This is a genomic window from Cupriavidus pauculus (assembly GCF_022179805.1).
In the GTDB taxonomy this organism is placed as follows: Bacteria; Pseudomonadota; Gammaproteobacteria; order Burkholderiales; family Burkholderiaceae; genus Cupriavidus; species Cupriavidus pauculus_E.
The window spans coordinates 263637-279507 of the sequence record NZ_BPUO01000009.1 but is presented as its reverse complement, the minus strand read 5'-3'; the positions used below and the strand labels follow the sequence as shown (position 1 = coordinate 279507).

General features: G+C 61.6%; 13 protein-coding genes. 7 read left to right on the top strand and 6 right to left on the bottom strand.

The window, feature by feature from the left end; all coding sequences use genetic code 11:
• Window positions 1-11 precede the first annotated feature (11 nt).
• On the top strand, window positions 12-1211 hold the full coding sequence (metC, locus tag MFF62_RS20440) for a cystathionine beta-lyase (protein WP_238264948.1): 1200 nt from the start codon (window positions 12-14) through the stop codon (window positions 1209-1211).
• An 8-nt stretch (window positions 1212-1219) separates the two neighbouring features.
• Entirely contained in the window at window positions 1220-2647 is a 1428-nt protein-coding gene (locus MFF62_RS20435) for an FAD-dependent oxidoreductase (protein WP_238264947.1), read from the top strand.
• 51 nt (window positions 2648-2698) lie between these two features.
• On the opposite strand, the gene MFF62_RS20430 is transcribed toward MFF62_RS20435, so the two are convergent.
• The gene (locus MFF62_RS20430) at window positions 2699-4936 is read right to left on the bottom strand and encodes a rhodanese-like domain-containing protein (protein ID WP_238264946.1); all 2238 of its coding nucleotides are present in this window, start codon (window positions 4934-4936) and stop codon (window positions 2699-2701) included.
• 757 nt (window positions 4937-5693) lie between these two features.
• Here MFF62_RS20430 and MFF62_RS20425 point away from each other — a divergent pair.
• Window positions 5694-7595: a putative Ig domain-containing protein gene (locus MFF62_RS20425; protein ID WP_238264945.1), complete on the top strand. Its 1902-nt coding sequence runs from the start codon at window positions 5694-5696 to the stop codon at window positions 7593-7595.
• A 1010-nt stretch (window positions 7596-8605) separates the two neighbouring features.
• On the opposite strand, the gene MFF62_RS20420 is transcribed toward MFF62_RS20425, so the two are convergent.
• The 4 genes from MFF62_RS20420 to MFF62_RS20405 form a co-directional block, all read right to left on the bottom strand.
• Entirely contained in the window at window positions 8606-9007 is a 402-nt protein-coding gene (locus MFF62_RS20420) for a hypothetical protein (RefSeq protein WP_238264944.1), read from the bottom strand.
• A 432-nt stretch (window positions 9008-9439) separates the two neighbouring features.
• Complete coding sequence (locus tag MFF62_RS20415; protein ID WP_238264943.1) at window positions 9440-10036, bottom strand: hypothetical protein; 597 nt, start codon at window positions 10034-10036, stop codon at window positions 9440-9442.
• 329 nt (window positions 10037-10365) lie between these two features.
• On the bottom strand, window positions 10366-10578 hold the full coding sequence (locus MFF62_RS20410) for an H-NS family nucleoid-associated regulatory protein (RefSeq protein ID WP_238264942.1): 213 nt from the start codon (window positions 10576-10578) through the stop codon (window positions 10366-10368).
• A complete protein-coding gene (locus tag MFF62_RS20405) occupies window positions 10578-11876 on the bottom strand; it encodes a tyrosine-type recombinase/integrase (RefSeq protein WP_238264941.1) in 1299 nt (432 codons plus the stop codon). The genes MFF62_RS20410 and MFF62_RS20405 overlap by 1 nt, the downstream gene beginning before the upstream one ends.
• Before the next feature lie 131 nt (window positions 11877-12007).
• Between MFF62_RS20405 and MFF62_RS20400 the strand changes: the two genes are divergently transcribed.
• The 4 genes from MFF62_RS20400 to MFF62_RS20385 all read left to right on the top strand — a co-directional run bounded on the left by MFF62_RS20400 (window position 12008) and on the right by MFF62_RS20385 (window position 14737).
• Window positions 12008-12889, top strand: a complete 882-nt coding sequence (locus MFF62_RS20400; protein WP_238264940.1) for a DNA-binding protein — start codon at window positions 12008-12010, stop codon at window positions 12887-12889.
• Between the two features lie 183 nt (window positions 12890-13072).
• A complete protein-coding gene (locus MFF62_RS20395) occupies window positions 13073-13816 on the top strand; it encodes an endonuclease NucS domain-containing protein (RefSeq protein WP_238264939.1) in 744 nt (247 codons plus the stop codon).
• Window positions 13817-13818: 2 nt separating this feature from the next.
• Window positions 13819-14142, top strand: coding sequence for a hypothetical protein (locus MFF62_RS20390; RefSeq protein WP_238264938.1), 324 nt, complete (start codon window positions 13819-13821; stop codon window positions 14140-14142).
• 151 nt (window positions 14143-14293) lie between these two features.
• Window positions 14294-14737: a hypothetical protein gene (locus MFF62_RS20385; RefSeq protein WP_238264937.1), complete on the top strand. Its 444-nt coding sequence runs from the start codon at window positions 14294-14296 to the stop codon at window positions 14735-14737.
• 100 nt (window positions 14738-14837) lie between these two features.
• Here the strand turns inward: MFF62_RS20385 and MFF62_RS20380 are convergent, their stop codons facing one another.
• The gene (locus MFF62_RS20380; RefSeq protein WP_238264936.1) at window positions 14838-15401 is read right to left on the bottom strand and encodes a GIY-YIG nuclease family protein; all 564 of its coding nucleotides are present in this window, start codon (window positions 15399-15401) and stop codon (window positions 14838-14840) included.
• Between the last annotated feature and the right edge of the window lie 470 nt (window positions 15402-15871).

Genomic DNA, 15871 nt, shown 5'->3' with positions numbered 1-15871 from the left:
AAGGATCATCCATGAGCCAGAATCCCACGGACGGCATCCATACGCGGCTGCTGCATGCCGGTGCGCCACGACTGCGCGATGGCGCCGGCCCCGTCAACGTGCCCGTGGTGCGCACCAGCACCGTCCGCTTCGAAAACGTCGAGACCCTGGCCGACCGCCATCACCGCCGCTCGCATGGCGAACGGATCGCCACCTATGGGCGTCACGGCCTCGACACCCATGAGGCGCTGGAAGATGCGCTGTGTACGCTCGAAGGCGGGCATCGTGCCTTCCTGGCGCCGTCCGGGCTGTCGGCAATCACACTGGTGCTGCTGGCGCTGCTCGGCCCCGGCGACCACGCACTGGTTTCCGACACGGTCTATGCTCCACTTCGCCGGGTCGACCAGACGCTGTTGCAGCGGCTTGGCGTGGAAGTGGAGTATTTCTCGCCCGCGCATGACGACCTCGATGAACTGATTCGCACCAACACACGGCTCGTCTATCTGGAATCGCCAGGTTCCCTGCTGTTCGATGTCCTCGACTTGCCCGCGCTGACGGCCATCGCGCGCGCCAAAGGCGTGCCCGTCGCCATTGACAACACGTGGAGCGGCGGCTGGTTTCTGCAGCCGCTACGGCACGGCGCCAACATCTCGATCCAGGCTGCCACCAAGTACATCGCCGGCCACTCCGATGTGATGCAGGGCGCCGTTGTGGTCGACAGCGCGGCGCTGGCAGAGCGCATTGGCGCCACGCATGAGGCGCTGGGCCTCACCATTGGCGCCGACGATGCCTATTTGGCGCTGCGCGGGCTCCGCACGCTGCCCGTACGGCTAGCCCAGCACCAGCGCAATGCGACAGAGGTGGGGCAATGGCTGCAGCACCAGCCGCAGGTGTCCCGAACCTTCTATCCCGCGCTGCCCGACGACCCCGGTCACACGCTGTGGAAGCGAGATTTCACGGGCGCCAGCGGGCTGGTGTCGTTTGCCCTGCGGACCAGCGACCACGCCGCCGCCAACCGGCTGGTCGACGCACTGCGACTGTTTTCGATCGGTGCATCGTGGGGCGGCTATGAGAGCCTGGCGCTGGTGGCGCCTCCGGAGCGCCTCAACGCCTCCCGAAGCTGGCTGGAACACGGTAACAACGCGCCGGTCATTCGCCTGCATGTCGGGCTGGAAGATCCACACGACCTGATCGCGGATCTGCGGCAAGCCTTCCAACGGACCATCGCCTGAGACTGACTATGAGCGACATCGACCAATTCGCGCGAGACACGCTCCGGCTACTTGGCCCGGCTCCCGACAACTGGGTGCCCCAGCGCAACGGCATCGACCATAACGTCGTTATCGTCGGCGGCGGCCAGGGCGGCACTGCCATCGCCCACGCACTGCGGCGGGCGGGCATCGGCGGCGTTTCCGTGATTGACGCCGCAGAAGACCCTTCCGGCGCCGGCGTCTGGCTGACCCGCGCACGCATGCACAAGCTGCGCACGCTCAAATCGCTGGTAGGACCGGAACTCGGCATTACCGCGCTGGGCTTCCAGCAATGGTTCGAAGCCCGCCACGGCCAGGATGCCTTCGCAGCTCTCGACCGCATTCCGCGCGCCGACTGGGCCGCCTATATCGCGTGGTTCCGCGACTTCCTCCATATCGAGGTTCGCCACGGCACCCGGCTCGTCGACATCGCACCGTGGGAGGACGCCGGCGTACTAGCCCTGCGGTTAACGCTCGAAGTCGGCGGTGTGAGGCACTTCGAAACGACGCGCAAGCTGATCCTGGCCAGCGGCGTAGCCGGCAACGGTGCGCCATTCGTGCCGGCCTACCTGCAGGCAGCGGTGCAGGCGGGGCTCGCCGCGCATACGGCCGATGCCATCGACTTTGCGGCGTTGCGCGGCAAGACCGTGGCGGTGATCGGCGCCGCCGCTTCGGCGTTCGATGCGGCGGCCGTGGCGCTGGAAGCTGGCGCGCAATCGGTGCGGTTGTTCTCGCGGCGCGATCACATTGCGGCTCGGGCCGTGGCCAAGCCGCGCATGTATTCCGGCTTCTTCGAGAACTACGCCAGCCTGTCCGATGCGCAGCGTTGGCAGCACGCGGTACGCTACCGCCGCGCCGGCTCGACGCCTCCGGCCGATGCCGTCAAGCGCGCAACCGCCCATGCGAACTTCCATCTCCATCTATCCTCGCCGTGGCAGGCTGCCACACTGCGCGACGGCAGCGTCGAAGCCCATGTGGCGGACCGCACGTTTGCGTTCGGCTTCGTGATCGCCGGCACGGGATACACCACCGACCCTGCCGATCGCGCCGAACTGGCCAGCATCGCACCATTGATTGCTCGCTGGCGCGATCGGTATGAGCCGCTACCGGGCGAGCGCGATGACGCGCTTGGCGCTTCCCCGTATCTTGGGTCCGGCCTCGAATACACCGGGAAGCACAGGGGGGCCGCGCCCTGGCTCGGTGCGATCCACGTGTTCAATCCGGCTGGATACGCCAGCACTGGCGTTCCACTGGGCGATATCCCGAGCATGCGGCGGGACATCCCCCGGATCGTGTCGCGCGTCAGCCACGACCTGTTTCACACCGACCTGGAACTGCACCAGGCACGCGCACTCGCTGACGTGTCACCTGACTTCGGCCCAGACCTGTACGAACACGCCATCTGGCGCGCTGAATGACACAAGGGGGCATTGCCCCCTTGTGTCATTCAGATGTACTTGCTGTCCGCCTCACCTTGCTGTCTCGGCCGCCCCGATCAATCGGAAGCCGATATCGCCCTCGCGCCCGAGCTGTTCCACAAGATTGACCTCCCAGTCCAGGTAAGCCTGGAAGCCGGCATTGCGCTGTGCCAGGTCGGCATGCTGATACGGGCTGAACCAGTAGTCGTCGTCACCGGTCAGCACCCGCTCGCCGCCCGTATCCACGGGTAGACCCGCAGCCGCCCACGCCTGCGTGCCGCCAGTCACGTAGCGGACATCGCGGCCCGTTCGCGCTGCCAGCTCCGCGGCCACCACGCGTGCGAGCACGCCGTCCGAAGAGGTGATCAGAATGGCGTGCTCGGCCGGAACGTCGGCGGTCAGTGCTTCGAGCCGGTCGGGGACGGCGAAGTACGCACCCGCTGCGTGACGCTTCTCGAAGGCTGACCTTCGCTCCACGTCGAACACCCTCGCCGTGCCGGAGGTCAGCCGTTGCACGGCCTGCTGTGTTGACACCGACGCTGCGGCCGGACGCGATGCCAGCACACGGACAGGCTCTGGGCCGGTCACGAAAGCCGCATCGGCCGAAGGGGCGTAGACGAACACTTCGTGCCCGCCAAGCTGCGCCAGCCAGGCGGCCGTCGTCAACGCACGCACGCCGTCGAAATCTGCCAGCACGATGCGGGCATGACGGGTAGCCAGAAACTCGTCGGTAGCCTGCACCAGTTGACCGCCAGGTGCCCAGCGCCAGCCCGGCAGATGGCCCGATTCATACTCGCCGCGCGTGCGCACGTCGAAGCGGTACAGGGTATGGGTCTGCGATGCCGCGTCCAACGCCGCAAGGCCGGCGGCGTCGATCCGGCGCACACCGGCCCGGGCGGCCACACCTTCGGCGCGGGAACGGGCGCCTTCGAGCGCGGCAGCCGTCGGCTCCGGCAGCGGCGTTACGCGCCCCTGTGCCAGCGTCCGGCCCGATAGAAGCCAGGCCATGGTGCCGTCCTTGAGCGATGCTACCGGATTTGGGATGCCCGCATCGATCAACGTCTGAGCTCCCACAATGCTGCGCGTGCGGCCTGCGCAATTGACCACCACGAGCGTGTCAGGATTCGGCGCCAATTCGCCAATCCGGTACACCAGTTCCGCACCAGGCAAGCTATGCGCGAACGGCAGGCTGAAATCGGCAAACTCCTCTGTGGTGCGGCTATCCACCACGACGATGTCTTCGCCCTCTTCAATACGGCGGTGCTGTTCATCGGCATCGATCCACGGCGTGTGTTTTTGATGTTCGATGATTTCGCCAAAGGCCTTGCTTGGTACGTTGCTGCCGGTGAACAATTCGTTGCCGGCTGCCACCCAGGCCGTCACGCCGCCCTCCAGCACCGATACATTGCCCCAGCCCAGCCGCACCAGCTTTGCCGCGGCCTGGTGCGCGAGCGCGTCGGCATTGTCGCCGCTGTCGAGCAGGACGATGCGCGTATCGCGCCTCGGTACCAGCCGATCGATCAGCAGTTCCAGCCGCCACAATGGCGCGGAAGCCGCCAGCAACGGATGGCCCTTCGTATGGACACCGGTCTCGCGCACGTCGAGCAGCGCGATTTCCTGCCCATCGGCCAGCGCAGCCTTCAGCGCCTCAGCCCCGATCACGGGCGCGGCCAGCCGGCGCGGCGGGCCGAAGTGGCGATAGCTGCCACCTGCCTTGCTCTCAAAGACCACGCGGCCAGCGAGTCGATCCAGTGCGAGGCCATAGAAATGCAGATGCAGCCCGTTCTCCTCGCCAATCAGTTCGATGGTATGCACGTCGTCGGGCAACAGCGTCACCGAGGAGCCGGCCACCACATCGAATTCCTCGATTTCCCGCAGCTTGTCGCGCGCCGGGTTGTCCGTTGCCTCCCGCGCATAGAAGTTGTTTCGCTCACGGCCGGTGACGCCGGCGATGATCGCCCACGTGGTGTGATCGTGCGGCGGCTGCGCTTTGCCCGGGAGACCGGCCGAGACATACAGTGCGAAACGGCCATCGAGGTCCTCGGCCAGCCTGTATACCTGCGCGGGATTGCTGGCAGACACCGGAAAGTGAGCCTCAGGGAATAACTCCCGTTGCTGACCCAGCGCTTCCAGCGCACTCGCCACCGGTTCAAGCTTGGATTTGTCGGTCACGTCGGTGTTGCCGAGGAGCCGGCGCGTCTCGGCCACAAGCCGTGCCACGGCCTGATGGCGGCGACTGGCGATGTCGGTTCCTGAAGATTCAGCATGAAATAACTGGGATGCGGTCATGGCTAAGGCCCAATGGTTCTTGAGTCGGATAGGGACAAGCTACCAACTCTAGGGGCTACCGCCTATACAAGGAACGAACAAACACGCACATGGTTATGCGCAAATGGCAAGTGCATGGCACCTATCGAGCGGCGAGACGGCCAGAGAAGCAGCCATCGAAGGGACGAATTTTCTCGCACTCCTGGCTGCCTGGAATCCTGAAACAATCGCCAATTCTTCAGAAAAAAATGCCCGCCAGCGAACTGGCGGGCTACAGGGGGTGTCGGGACGGGTCAATATCCCGAAGCAAAGGCTATCGACTCAGTGCTGCGCGTGGTGTCAGCGTTTATCTGATACATGCTGAGAGTCTCCGAACTCAGATCTCAAAAAAATGAAGCCTATCAGATGGCGATGAAGAGCCCCACAATCCGCCTTGGCCGATCCATCTTCACTCGCAGGGGGATGGACGTGCGCATCGGCAAATCAGACCGATAGTTCTTTCGCATTACTATCGGTCAAGCACTAAATTCAACGACTTTAGTGTCCCCTGATTGGGGGACGCGGAAGTTCGGGTCCCTCTGCTAAAGTCGCACACGCGCGCCAGGTCCAGGCGCCGCCGTTCTCGCCCAGTCTGCCGGACGGTGCTCCTTTCTTGATACGGGTTGGGTTCATGCTCTATTGCTCTGACGTCGATACACACGGGTTCGCACCGCTGTTTTCCACCATGCGGGCACACGTGTCGTCCCACGCGCCATCGCCACGGCGAGTCATCATCTGGTTGCTCCTGCTGTTCACGTGCCTGCTCTCGGCATGCGTGGCCGACGAGTCATCGCTGGATCCGCCGGCCGGTCTGGCGTACGGCATGACATCGGCCGTCTATCCGGTTGGCAGTCCGATCGTGCCAAATCGTCCTACTGCCAGCGGCGGCGCCATCGAACGCTACACGGTTACCCCGGCCCTGCCGGTAGGTCTCTCGCTAGACGGCGCCAGCGGAGTCATCACGGGCACGCCCGCATCGGAAAGCGCTTCGGCCGTCTACACGGTCACGGCAGAGAATGCGGCCGGCAGCGCCACCGCGCGCGTACAGATCGAAGTGCGCAGCGTGGCGGCTGCACCGGTATCGTTGAGCTACCGCGAAGCCACAGTCACGTACGCCGCCGGCCAGGCCATTGCGGCCAACACGCCGACCAGCGGCGGCGGCCCCATCACGGCGTACAGCATTGCGCCCGCGCTGCCGGCGGGCCTCTCGCTCGACGCGCAGACCGGCATCATCAGCGGCACGCCCACCGCCACAACGGCCGCCGCGACGTACACAGTGACCGGCACCAACGTGACCGGATCGACCGCTGCCACGCTGCAAATCACGGTGATCGCCGCCGTGGTCGCGCCCGCCAACCTGTCCTACACGACGGCAAGCCCGATCTACTTCACCACCACGCCGATCACGCCGAACGCGCCCGTGGCGACGGGTGGCGCGATCACCAGCTTCACGGTCTCCCCTGTGCTGCCCGCGGGGCTGAGCCTCAACGCCAATACCGGCGTGATCAGCGGCACGCCCACGGCCGGCCAGTCGGCCATCACGTACACGATTACCGGCAGCAATACGGCCGGCAGCGCGCAGGCGCAGGTACAGATCACCATCACGTCGCGCGGCAGCTGGAGTACGGCAGCCGCAACGATGCCACTCCCGGTGCACTACTTCACGGCCACACGCCTCAATAACGGGCTCGTGCTCGTCGCGGGCGGCTTCACCGGCGGCGGCTCGACCGACAGCGCATGGCTGTACAACCCGGCCACCGACACCTGGGCGCCGACTGGCACGATGTTCGTGCCCCGCAGCAGCCATACAGCAACGCTGCTGCAGGATGGCCGCGTGCTCATTTCGGGCGGCCAGGTGTTCTCGCAAATAGAAACCGACTCCGCGGAGATCTACGACCCCGCCACGGGCACGTGGAGTCCCGCGGGCCTCATGAGTGACGCGCGCCAGAACCAGTCGTCCACGCTGCTCGCCAACGGCAAGGTACTCGTCGCGGGTGGCTTCAACCAGCTCGGCGGCTTCGTCACGAACCTGGCCAGCATGGACGTCTACGACCCGGTCACCAACGCCTGGACGACGATGACCACCACGCTGGCCAGCCCGCGCGCGCAGCACGCCGCGGCGCGGCTGCCCGATGGCAACGTCCTGCTGGCGGGCGGCATCGGCAACGGCGGCCTGCTCGGCACCACCGAGATTGTCGCCATCGACGACAGCGGCACGTCCGTCTCCCCCGCACCCGTCGTATTCGGCAACGTGACCATGGGCACGACACTGGCCGATGGATCGGTCCTCGTCCTCGGCGATGCCACAAGCGCTGCCGCTCCGCGCGCGTATCGCTACGATCCCACCACGCTGACGTGGACGGCCAGCAGCATGATCTCGGCACGTTCGATCCCGACCGTCACACGGCTTGCCGATGGCCGAGTGCTCGTGTCGGGTGGCACCCTGGTCAGCAGCGGTGGCGTGCGCACGACCTCGACCGAGATCTACGACCCGGCCACGAACACGTGGATCGCCGGCGCGCCGATGGCCGCCGGCCGCGCCGCGGCACAGGCCGTGGTCCTTGCCGATGGCAGCGTGCTCATGCTCGGCGGCTCCGTTGGCAGTACCGATGTCGCAATCGTCGAACGCTTTACGCCATAGGGCGTGCTCGTTGGCAGTGGAGGATCTTTCGTGCATCGGGCCCGCAGGTCGCCCGGATCCTGTCGGGCGTAGTGGCTAGGGACGGGCGTCGGGCAGAGTTGAACGCGCTCCCAACTAACGCACGAGCCTAACGTTAGGAAAGGCGTTTGATTAGGGTAAGAAATGATCAAAGACGGATAACTATCATTATCTTGCCGAAACAGGGGCATCGCACGGGCTCGCCGGCACGCCCCGAGGGCCCAGGGGCCGATCAGCGGTTCAGGAGGGGGAGCAAAGGACCAGTCAGCAAGTGACTGATTTGACTGGGGTGTCAGGCGAGCGCCGCCCGGAAACCCGCACGGATGCTAGGGCTGGCTACCCCGGTAAAGTGCAGGGAAATCAAAGATACCCAAGTACAAGGCCCATCAGGCAGTGCGTGGTGTTTGCAGAAGCCAACGAAGCGTTCTCAACCCAAACGTGCTCGTGCTGCGACGTTATCCCGCCCTTCGACCGCCGAAGCGTTGTTGCAGCTGGCAAAGCGACGGTTGAGGGACGCTATAAAGCGATTCATAAATCACAAAATAGGCTTGTGCAAACAGATTTGCTCAACAATCTGTTGAGATCCTCGCTGACCCCCCTCAAAATGGGGTAATCGTACTTTTCGTGCTAAATCTGGCGCTTTCCCTGAAAGCCTTTACTGGCAAGGATTGCCGGTCCACTCCGGCGACCGTCGGCAGACTCTGAGAGATCCCGCGGTACCATAGCTGCCCGCGCACCGCGCCGCCACGTCCTTCAGTCTGGCACGAGGGGTGCTACGCCCACGCCTTGCGTAGCACCTGAAGCGCCTTATTGCAAACCGATCTTGGCTGCTGCGTAGCACCTACGAGGCTGCTACGTACCCCATATTTGCGTCGTAGCGTAGCACCCCTTTCTCTAAAGAAATGGTGCTGCTACGGCAAGTGGGACACGAAGCGGCACGGCAATACGCAAATGCAGTTCGTCACTCGCCGGCCTGGGGAACGCATTTCCCACTAGTTCTGATATGCAGACACCACGCCATTTTCCACGTACACGTATTGCCGGGAGGCGCTTGAACGCTCATATACCCACTGCTCGCGAGTACCGTAGCGCGTTGTCGTGCTGTTGATCCGGGCAGGACGACCCCAAGAGCAATAGAGTCCCGTCCGGGACATCCCGATTTGGACGGTTCTGCCGGCGACGTTATCGAGGTCACGAGCGTTGAGAGCGTTGCGTCTCTGTAGCTCGGTCATAACTCGTTCTTTGTTACTGCCGAAGTTGTACGCCAAGCAAAGATTGTCGCTTGATTGCTGAGCAAGCTCGGCCTCATCCATCATCGAAATACGTGCCGGCGAACCGGCACAGCCGGCCAGAATGGCTGCGGCAAGCATAAGGGTAGTTGCTGGGGCTTTCATGGTACGTCGTTGCCTACTTTAAGACTTACGCGACGACACGATTGCCGTCCGCGACAGGCACTATTTTGAGCGGTGAGTCTCGCCGCTATTTGCGGCAGATCAAATCCACACGCTCATTTAACTGAGCGAGTCCTCTATGTGATTGACGATTCACGACTTATGTGGACGCTTGGATACGTCGGCTAGCCATTTCAGCGCAGTGGGATTGGGCGCAAAAATCCAAGGCCTTTTCGGCTAACACCCATTGCCGCCATTCGTGTGAAGAAATCGAATACTCCGAATAGGTGGTGGCGGATGAATTGCCTTCCATAGGCGGTACGTACATGGAACCCGACATCGACATCGATATTGCAGCGTTGGGTGCAAACGCTCGGTGCGCTTGTGGCCGCAGCAAGCACTATGGCAAGGAATATTTATTCCAGATACATCGGACTACCGCGCTGCCTTCTCAGCTTCTGCTGCTGCCTTCGCTGCCTGCTGCATGCAGTTCATGCGATTCAGAATTGTCTGTCTGTCGGAACCATTAAACTCATGGCTGCACTTTTCCATCGCCTCGTTCATGGCGGCCTTGCGAGCCTTTTCCTGGTCAACGGCGGCAGGGTCCGGATTTGCCTCCACGCCAACGGCCTGCGCAATGGCCTCCTTTCCACCTCGCAAATCGAATGTCGTCTCTTTGCTGCCACCTGTAGCCAGGTAATAGCGGAATGTCACGCTCTTCCCATCCATAAAGTCTCGCAGCGTTCCGGTCAGCAGTTGGCCCTTACCATGCCACACCAAGAAATTGATCCACTTCGGTTCGCGCCTCACCATTTCGGGAAGCCCGGCGATTTTTGAGTTCCGGCCCACATTCAAGTCAACCGGCTTCAATTGGTCAATTCGGTACATCGGGGACTGGGTGCCGAGGACATCAAAATTGTCCGGCAGCGAGAAATTTGCCCACACGGCGCCGTCGGGACTGATGCGATAGAACGAAAGTTCGAAGCCTTGTGCATTACGTGTCACGGCAGACCGTCGCACTTCATCGGTCATAGAATCCGTTTTCGTCTTCACTTCCCAACCATAACTGAGCGAGGATAAAACGCAGAGTGTAAGGAGCAGCAAAAAGCGCATCCGAGACATTTTTTACCTCCACCGTCGGTCGGGCATTTTTGCGAAGTTAGCACTTTTAACGGCTTGGTCAAGTATCGCTCGTGCTCGGCTGCTGTAGAATTTCTGCTGGCTGCAAGCCCTGCGTGCCTACAACATCTCATTAATTCCGTAGGCAAATCGGGGTTTCCCCTAGGCCGCTCCAGCTAGGCGCTTGTGTGCGAGGGGAGACAGTTCCACACGGCCTCGGTCGGGACCGGCCTTGGCTCAAGCTATGCCTTTCGCCGGACGCGGAAGTGCTCGATCGACTGTCCTGCATTGACGGCGCGCTGCAGCCAATCCGGCAAATCGCCAAGGCCGGTCCAGGCGTGGCCATTGGCGTCGCGGAAGCGGATCACGCCTGAGGCAGTGTCGCCGGCGACGCCAAGCGCGTCAAAACATCCTATCGCCAGAAGGTGCTCGCACGTTAGCTCGAGGCGGGTCATCACCAGTTCATACGATGGCTCTGCGTCGTTTCGTCATGGCGGCGATCGTCTTCTTCATGCGCGTACTGGCTTGTAGTATTGATGGAGTCATGGCCAAGGTTGTCGCGTACGGTCCGCAAATCCATCTTGCTGTCCAGCATGTGCGAGGCAGCGGTATGTCGCAGCCAGTGCGCGGAGGCTTCACGAATGTGGGCGGCGTGCTCGACGTATCCCTCGCCCTTGTCTTCCGTCCAGTCGGCCGCGCGCTCGAAAACGTCCTTGATCGCGTTGTGCACCGTTTTGCGATTGACGCCTTCGCCCGAAGCATTGCCGGCACGCCGGCGAAATGGCAAGAGCAGGGGGGTCAGGTCGTTGCGTGCTGGCAAGGGCGCGAGACCGTGCACCTGGCGATAGCGCATTAACTCGAGCAGCAGCTCTTCCGAAACCGGGATGCGCCGGTATTTCTGGCCCTTGCCGACCACTTCTAGCCACCAGCGCTGCGTGCCGCCGGCGTCAATCTCGCGCACGAAGTTGCCCATCGTGCCGGCAGCGACTTCAGAGATCCGCAGGCCCATCAGATAGAGGAGGGTGGTCAGCCATCGTGCGCGGGCGTGGTTGCGCTGCTCCGCCGGATTGCCTTGCGGCATGGCGCCGACGTAATCCTTCACGTGTTGCCACATCACGGCTGGCAGATAGCGTGTGACGCCCTGGGACGGCCGTCGGCGCCGTTGGCGCAGCAGGCCTAGCGGATTGCCTCGCAAATAACCTGACTCGACGAGCCACCCGAACATGCTGTCCAGGATCACGACGGCCTGCTTGACGCTCGCTGGCTCGAGCTGGCCAGCAAAGGGCCGCCAACGCGGATCGTCTGTTGCGAAGCGGGCACCGTTTTCGGTGATCCATGTCGAGGCCGGCTGGGGGTCCGCCAAGAATTGGCGATAGCGCGTGAGGTCCTCGTGGGTCAGCGACGAAATGGGCTTGACCTCCGCAATTACTGTCCAGATTGGGTTGCTGCGTTCGGGAGCCGCCAGAAAGGCGCGGAACAGGCGCAGGTCTTCTTGCGCGATCGCGGCCGGCCCCTTGAGAGCATCCGCGAGGGCCCAGAGCAGCAGGCGGTCGGCTTCCTTTCGATAGTTCGCGTGCGTTGCCGGGCTGTCGACATAGTTGGCTAGCCACAGCGAAACGGCGTCCAGGTCAGTTTGGACGCGGATCTGCAGGCGAGTCGCATCCCCAAGGTTGGAGCCGAAACCGCCGACTTGGCTCGCGCGGAGTTTCACTGCCGCGGCGTATCTCGTGGGTACGCCAATATCCGTTCTCATCGACGCTCCTGACGCAAAGCTGACATGGAAAGATCGGCCTGAAACCAAGATGCATTTCTCGGCAACTTTCGTTAGTAAGTGCCTAATGTAGCTCTCGAAATCTGCGCGAGGTCTACCGACAGGTGTGCCGCTTGCTCTTTCTTGAATACGGGATCACGCCAACAGCTAATGGCCTCTATCAACTTGTGCGCAAAGGCTCTATGGGCACGCCTGGCGCAGTGCTGCGGGAGTTCTGGCACGAGATTCGGGCGACGGCACGCATTCGCATCGATCGCACGGACATGAGCCCAGAACTTCTCAAACTCGCGGCAGACATGGTGGGAACGTTGTGGGAGCGCGCTGTTGCCGATGCCGATACGGGCTTGGGGCTCGAGCGTGGCCAGCTTGGCGCGGAGCGTGCGCAGGCCGGAGCCGACGTTGCGCAAGCTCGTGAGGAGGTTCAGCGGAAGCAGGCCGAGGTCGTGCGCGTGGAGGCCGAACTCGCCACGGCGCGTTCAGAGATCCGGCTGGTCGAAAGCCGGCTTGCCGCAGCATTGGAAGGCAGGAAGAACCTCGAGCAGGAAGTTGCAGGATTGCGCGAGGAGATGCGGTTGCGCGACGATGCATTGGACCGCGCTCGAAAGGATTTCGCCGCCGAGCTTGCGGCCACGCGCGAGCAGGCTCAAATGGCAGCCGAACGCTACGAAGAAGCTGCTCGCCGTTCGGTGCTGGAGATCGATCGCGCGCGCACGGCAAGCATTACCATCCAGCGTTCCCTCGAAGAACTGCGCCAGCGTAGCGCTAACACGGAAGCCGCGCTGCGTGAGGAGGTGGAGCGTGGGCTACGAGATGTTTCGCGTGAACGACATCGGGTCGGCGTTCTTGAGGGTGAACTCACTTTGCGGCTCCGTAACGAGTCGAGATTTGGTCGCCGATCTGACGGCAGCCCTCTTGCCGGTGGGGCCCTCCCCTCGCCTCGCCGAAGATCTAGTCGACCTGCTATTCGCGGGCGGAAGCCGCGCCGAGCTTGCTGATAGGCGCGAATCGTCGATCGTACGCTTGGCCTGCGCAGCAGTCCTGACGCAGACGAGACGTGGCCGGTGGACGTTCGGGGTTGCCCCGTTGCGTCGAATGAAGGTGCGAGGCAATATTCCAGCGCACAATTGCGCGTATCCCGCCCCTACTGAGTTCTATTGAGTGTTCCGAAAGGAGTCTGCGTGTTTCGCCGACCCCCCAAGCGTTACCTAATTGTCGAACCTGCGCCCGACGGTGGCATTCAACTACACGAAATGAAGAAGTGGTGTCGCTCAAATCCGGCGCAGACTCCGCCAGGTATGACGCCTGACGGCGACAATTCTCAAAAGCTCCGCCGCGGGTTCGAGCGGATGGGCTGGAGCATCTTCGAAAGCGATACGGAAGTTCGTATCGGGCGGCCAGGCATTCTGGCACAGGCTGACGAGGTCCTTGGGTCTATTGGCGACGAGGAGTCCCGCGTCGACGATGAAGAAGCGACTGAAACCGTGTTTCAACTCGAACGGCAACTTCAGGAATTTATCGCTGCCAATCTAGCATCGATCCCGGTCCATGGCAGGCGGCTCCGACTTTACGGAGAGAATGGGAACAATGGGCTCGAGTACCCGACCAGCAGTGGACGCCGAATCGACATCCTGGCAACGGACGAAGATGGTAATTTTGTAGTTTTTGAACTCAAGCGTGGGCAGGCTCCGGACAAGGCTATTGGTCAACTCGCAAACTACATGGGATGGGTCACCCTCAACCTTGCCAAAGGAAAGGCCGTTAGCGGAGTGATCGTTGCGAGAACGATCAGTGATGCACTCCGGGAAGCGATCGTCGTAGTGCCCAACATCGCGCTATTTGAGTACCAGGTAAGCTTTTCGCTCTCCCCGATCGGACGGGCGTTGGCTTCAGGCGAATCGACGCCCTCTTCCACGAAGGATTAGCTATGACACCGACTCTACGCAAGACCATCGATGAACTCGTAAAGCTGGATCTCCAACGGCATGAGATAAGTACCGGCGGTAGTATAGACCATTCAATTTTTCTTCCCGATCCAGTGGAAAGGTTGCTCGCGACGCTATCGCAAGAGGATCTGATCTACGTCAAAGCGTTACTGCATTACGGTCGCGGTGATCTCGAACACGACACGCCCTTTTCGAAATACCTGGAATCAGCCACCAAGACTCTCAATGATGGCTCCGTCGCTTATCTCGCCGGCAAGAATTTGTCGGTGGATTTGCCTGCTGCGTTGGCGAAGCTGGGACTTTAGGACAATGGCGACAGCAGGATTTTAAATCGGACCTGCGGCTTGGGCTTTTGGCGGCGCAGTCGTTGTCGCAGTCCTCAACCAAGGTGTCATATTCGCACAGCGCCGACGAGACCAGCGACGCGAAACCGTGCGGAGCGCTCTACTAATCGCTGTGTCCCTCGAAACCTTTGGCCAAGCCTGTGCCGTGGCGATTGACGAGCAGCTTCGGGAAGTCGAGGACGGCGGACGTCATGGCGGCGAGATCGGCGTGTCGGCCGATACGATGCCAGAGCTATTTTTGCCTGAGGACGTGGATTGGCGATGGATTTCACCAGGTATTGCCAATGACATTCTTGGCATGCGCGTACGAGTGGTTTCGAGCCGGCATGCGATAGCGAAAGAGTATCAGCCCATTGCTGCGGGCTACAGCTACACCATGTCAGCGGAGCTCCGGAAGCAAGCAAGGATACTTGGCGCGCATGCGTGGAATCTCGCGCAGCGGTTGCGCCGAGAGGTTGGATTGCCGGTCGCAGAAGTGCACGGCGAAGAATGGGACTTCACGCAAGTTTTCGATCACGCGAAGGCGCCCGTCAGTTTCCAAACCATCGATAAGTAGCATGCGGCGGCATGTTCTATTAGCGCTACTCAATTCGCTTACGAGCGGGCGGAGTCGTGTGCTATTTTCGGACAACAGCCGACGGATCGGATCGTCGCAGTTAGGATTTTTTAGCAACTATCTCATCGAAAATGATTATAGCGCTAGATAGATCACAGCTAAATATCTCACGGCATTCAACGACTACCGCCCCTTTCTTGTAAAGGATTGGCTTCTGAAATCGGTCTAAGCGTTGATGAATCTCAAATTCCTTCTTTCCCGCATCCTTATCTAATACAGCAAGGCGTTTGATGTCCCAGTCCTGAATTCCGCCGTAGGCTTCGTTACGCAGGAATTGGCCTCTATCCTGCGGATGCTGTTGCGTGTAGCCAATCTTTATGAGTCCGGTGCTTGGAGAATGCGCCAGGTACACATGGCCGCTGGCAGAACTGCGCAATTCATAGGCTATCTTCGAAGTGTCACACTGGATGCAGTGGCCACTCTTCGTACGCAATGAATGCCCGGCCGCCTTACACGAAGCCCCTCCATAGTAGAACTTTTTGGAGAGAGCGCTCATGACGCTCTTGCGTTCGGCTGCCGAAAGACCGGAAGCATCAAACACCCACGACAGTGAGATCCGTTGTGCTCTAAGAAATGAGAGTTGCTCTGTGGTAAGTTGTGTCATATGGCTCCCATATCGCTCTTCAGGTGTCGAAGCATCGTACGGCGCAAAGCTAGTTTATCAGCACGAAGGAAGTCCGCGGATCACAACTGTATCTATAGCGGGCTCTGAACCGACTCCTCGATTGAAGCTGACAAAGGGCAGCGTCGGTAGTGACGGTTCGCCCACGCCCCGAGAGCGCTTCCGCTTAGGGGTCGCGACGAAGGCGTCTATTTCGGGCGAGGCACGTCGTGTTTGCCGACGAATGCCTGCATATCTGGCGACGTGGCCTTTGGATGAGAAAGTCACCATAGCTCTGGCGCAGAAAGGGCCAGGCCTTGGCTAGATGACCTCGATGCCGGAAGAATGGGTGAAACCACGCCCATTGCATTTCCCACCGAGGCTCATGCTCGTTCGCGAAGGTGACGTGTCGCAGTCCGCACGCGCCAAATAGGCGCCGACAAGCGGGCGCATCCTCCTCGAATAGGTCGTGC

Coding starts and splice junctions, on each gene's coding strand:
- MFF62_RS20390 (WP_238264938.1), top strand. CDS start 13,819: ATGACACCGACTCTACGCAAGACCATCGATGAACTCGTAAAGCTGGAT.
- MFF62_RS20380 (WP_238264936.1), bottom strand. CDS start 15,401: ATGACACAACTTACCACAGAGCAACTCTCATTTCTTAGAGCACAACGG.
- MFF62_RS20420 (WP_238264944.1), bottom strand. CDS start 9,007: ATGAAAGCCCCAGCAACTACCCTTATGCTTGCCGCAGCCATTCTGGCC.
- MFF62_RS20435 (WP_238264947.1), top strand. CDS start 1,220: ATGAGCGACATCGACCAATTCGCGCGAGACACGCTCCGGCTACTTGGC.
- MFF62_RS20430 (WP_238264946.1), bottom strand. CDS start 4,936: ATGACCGCATCCCAGTTATTTCATGCTGAATCTTCAGGAACCGACATC.
- MFF62_RS20405 (WP_238264941.1), bottom strand. CDS start 11,876: ATGAGAACGGATATTGGCGTACCCACGAGATACGCCGCGGCAGTGAAA.
- MFF62_RS20410 (WP_238264942.1), bottom strand. CDS start 10,578: ATGACCCGCCTCGAGCTAACGTGCGAGCACCTTCTGGCGATAGGATGT.
- MFF62_RS20415 (WP_238264943.1), bottom strand. CDS start 10,036: ATGACCGATGAAGTGCGACGGTCTGCCGTGACACGTAATGCACAAGGC.
- metC (WP_238264948.1), top strand. CDS start 12: ATGAGCCAGAATCCCACGGACGGCATCCATACGCGGCTGCTGCATGCC.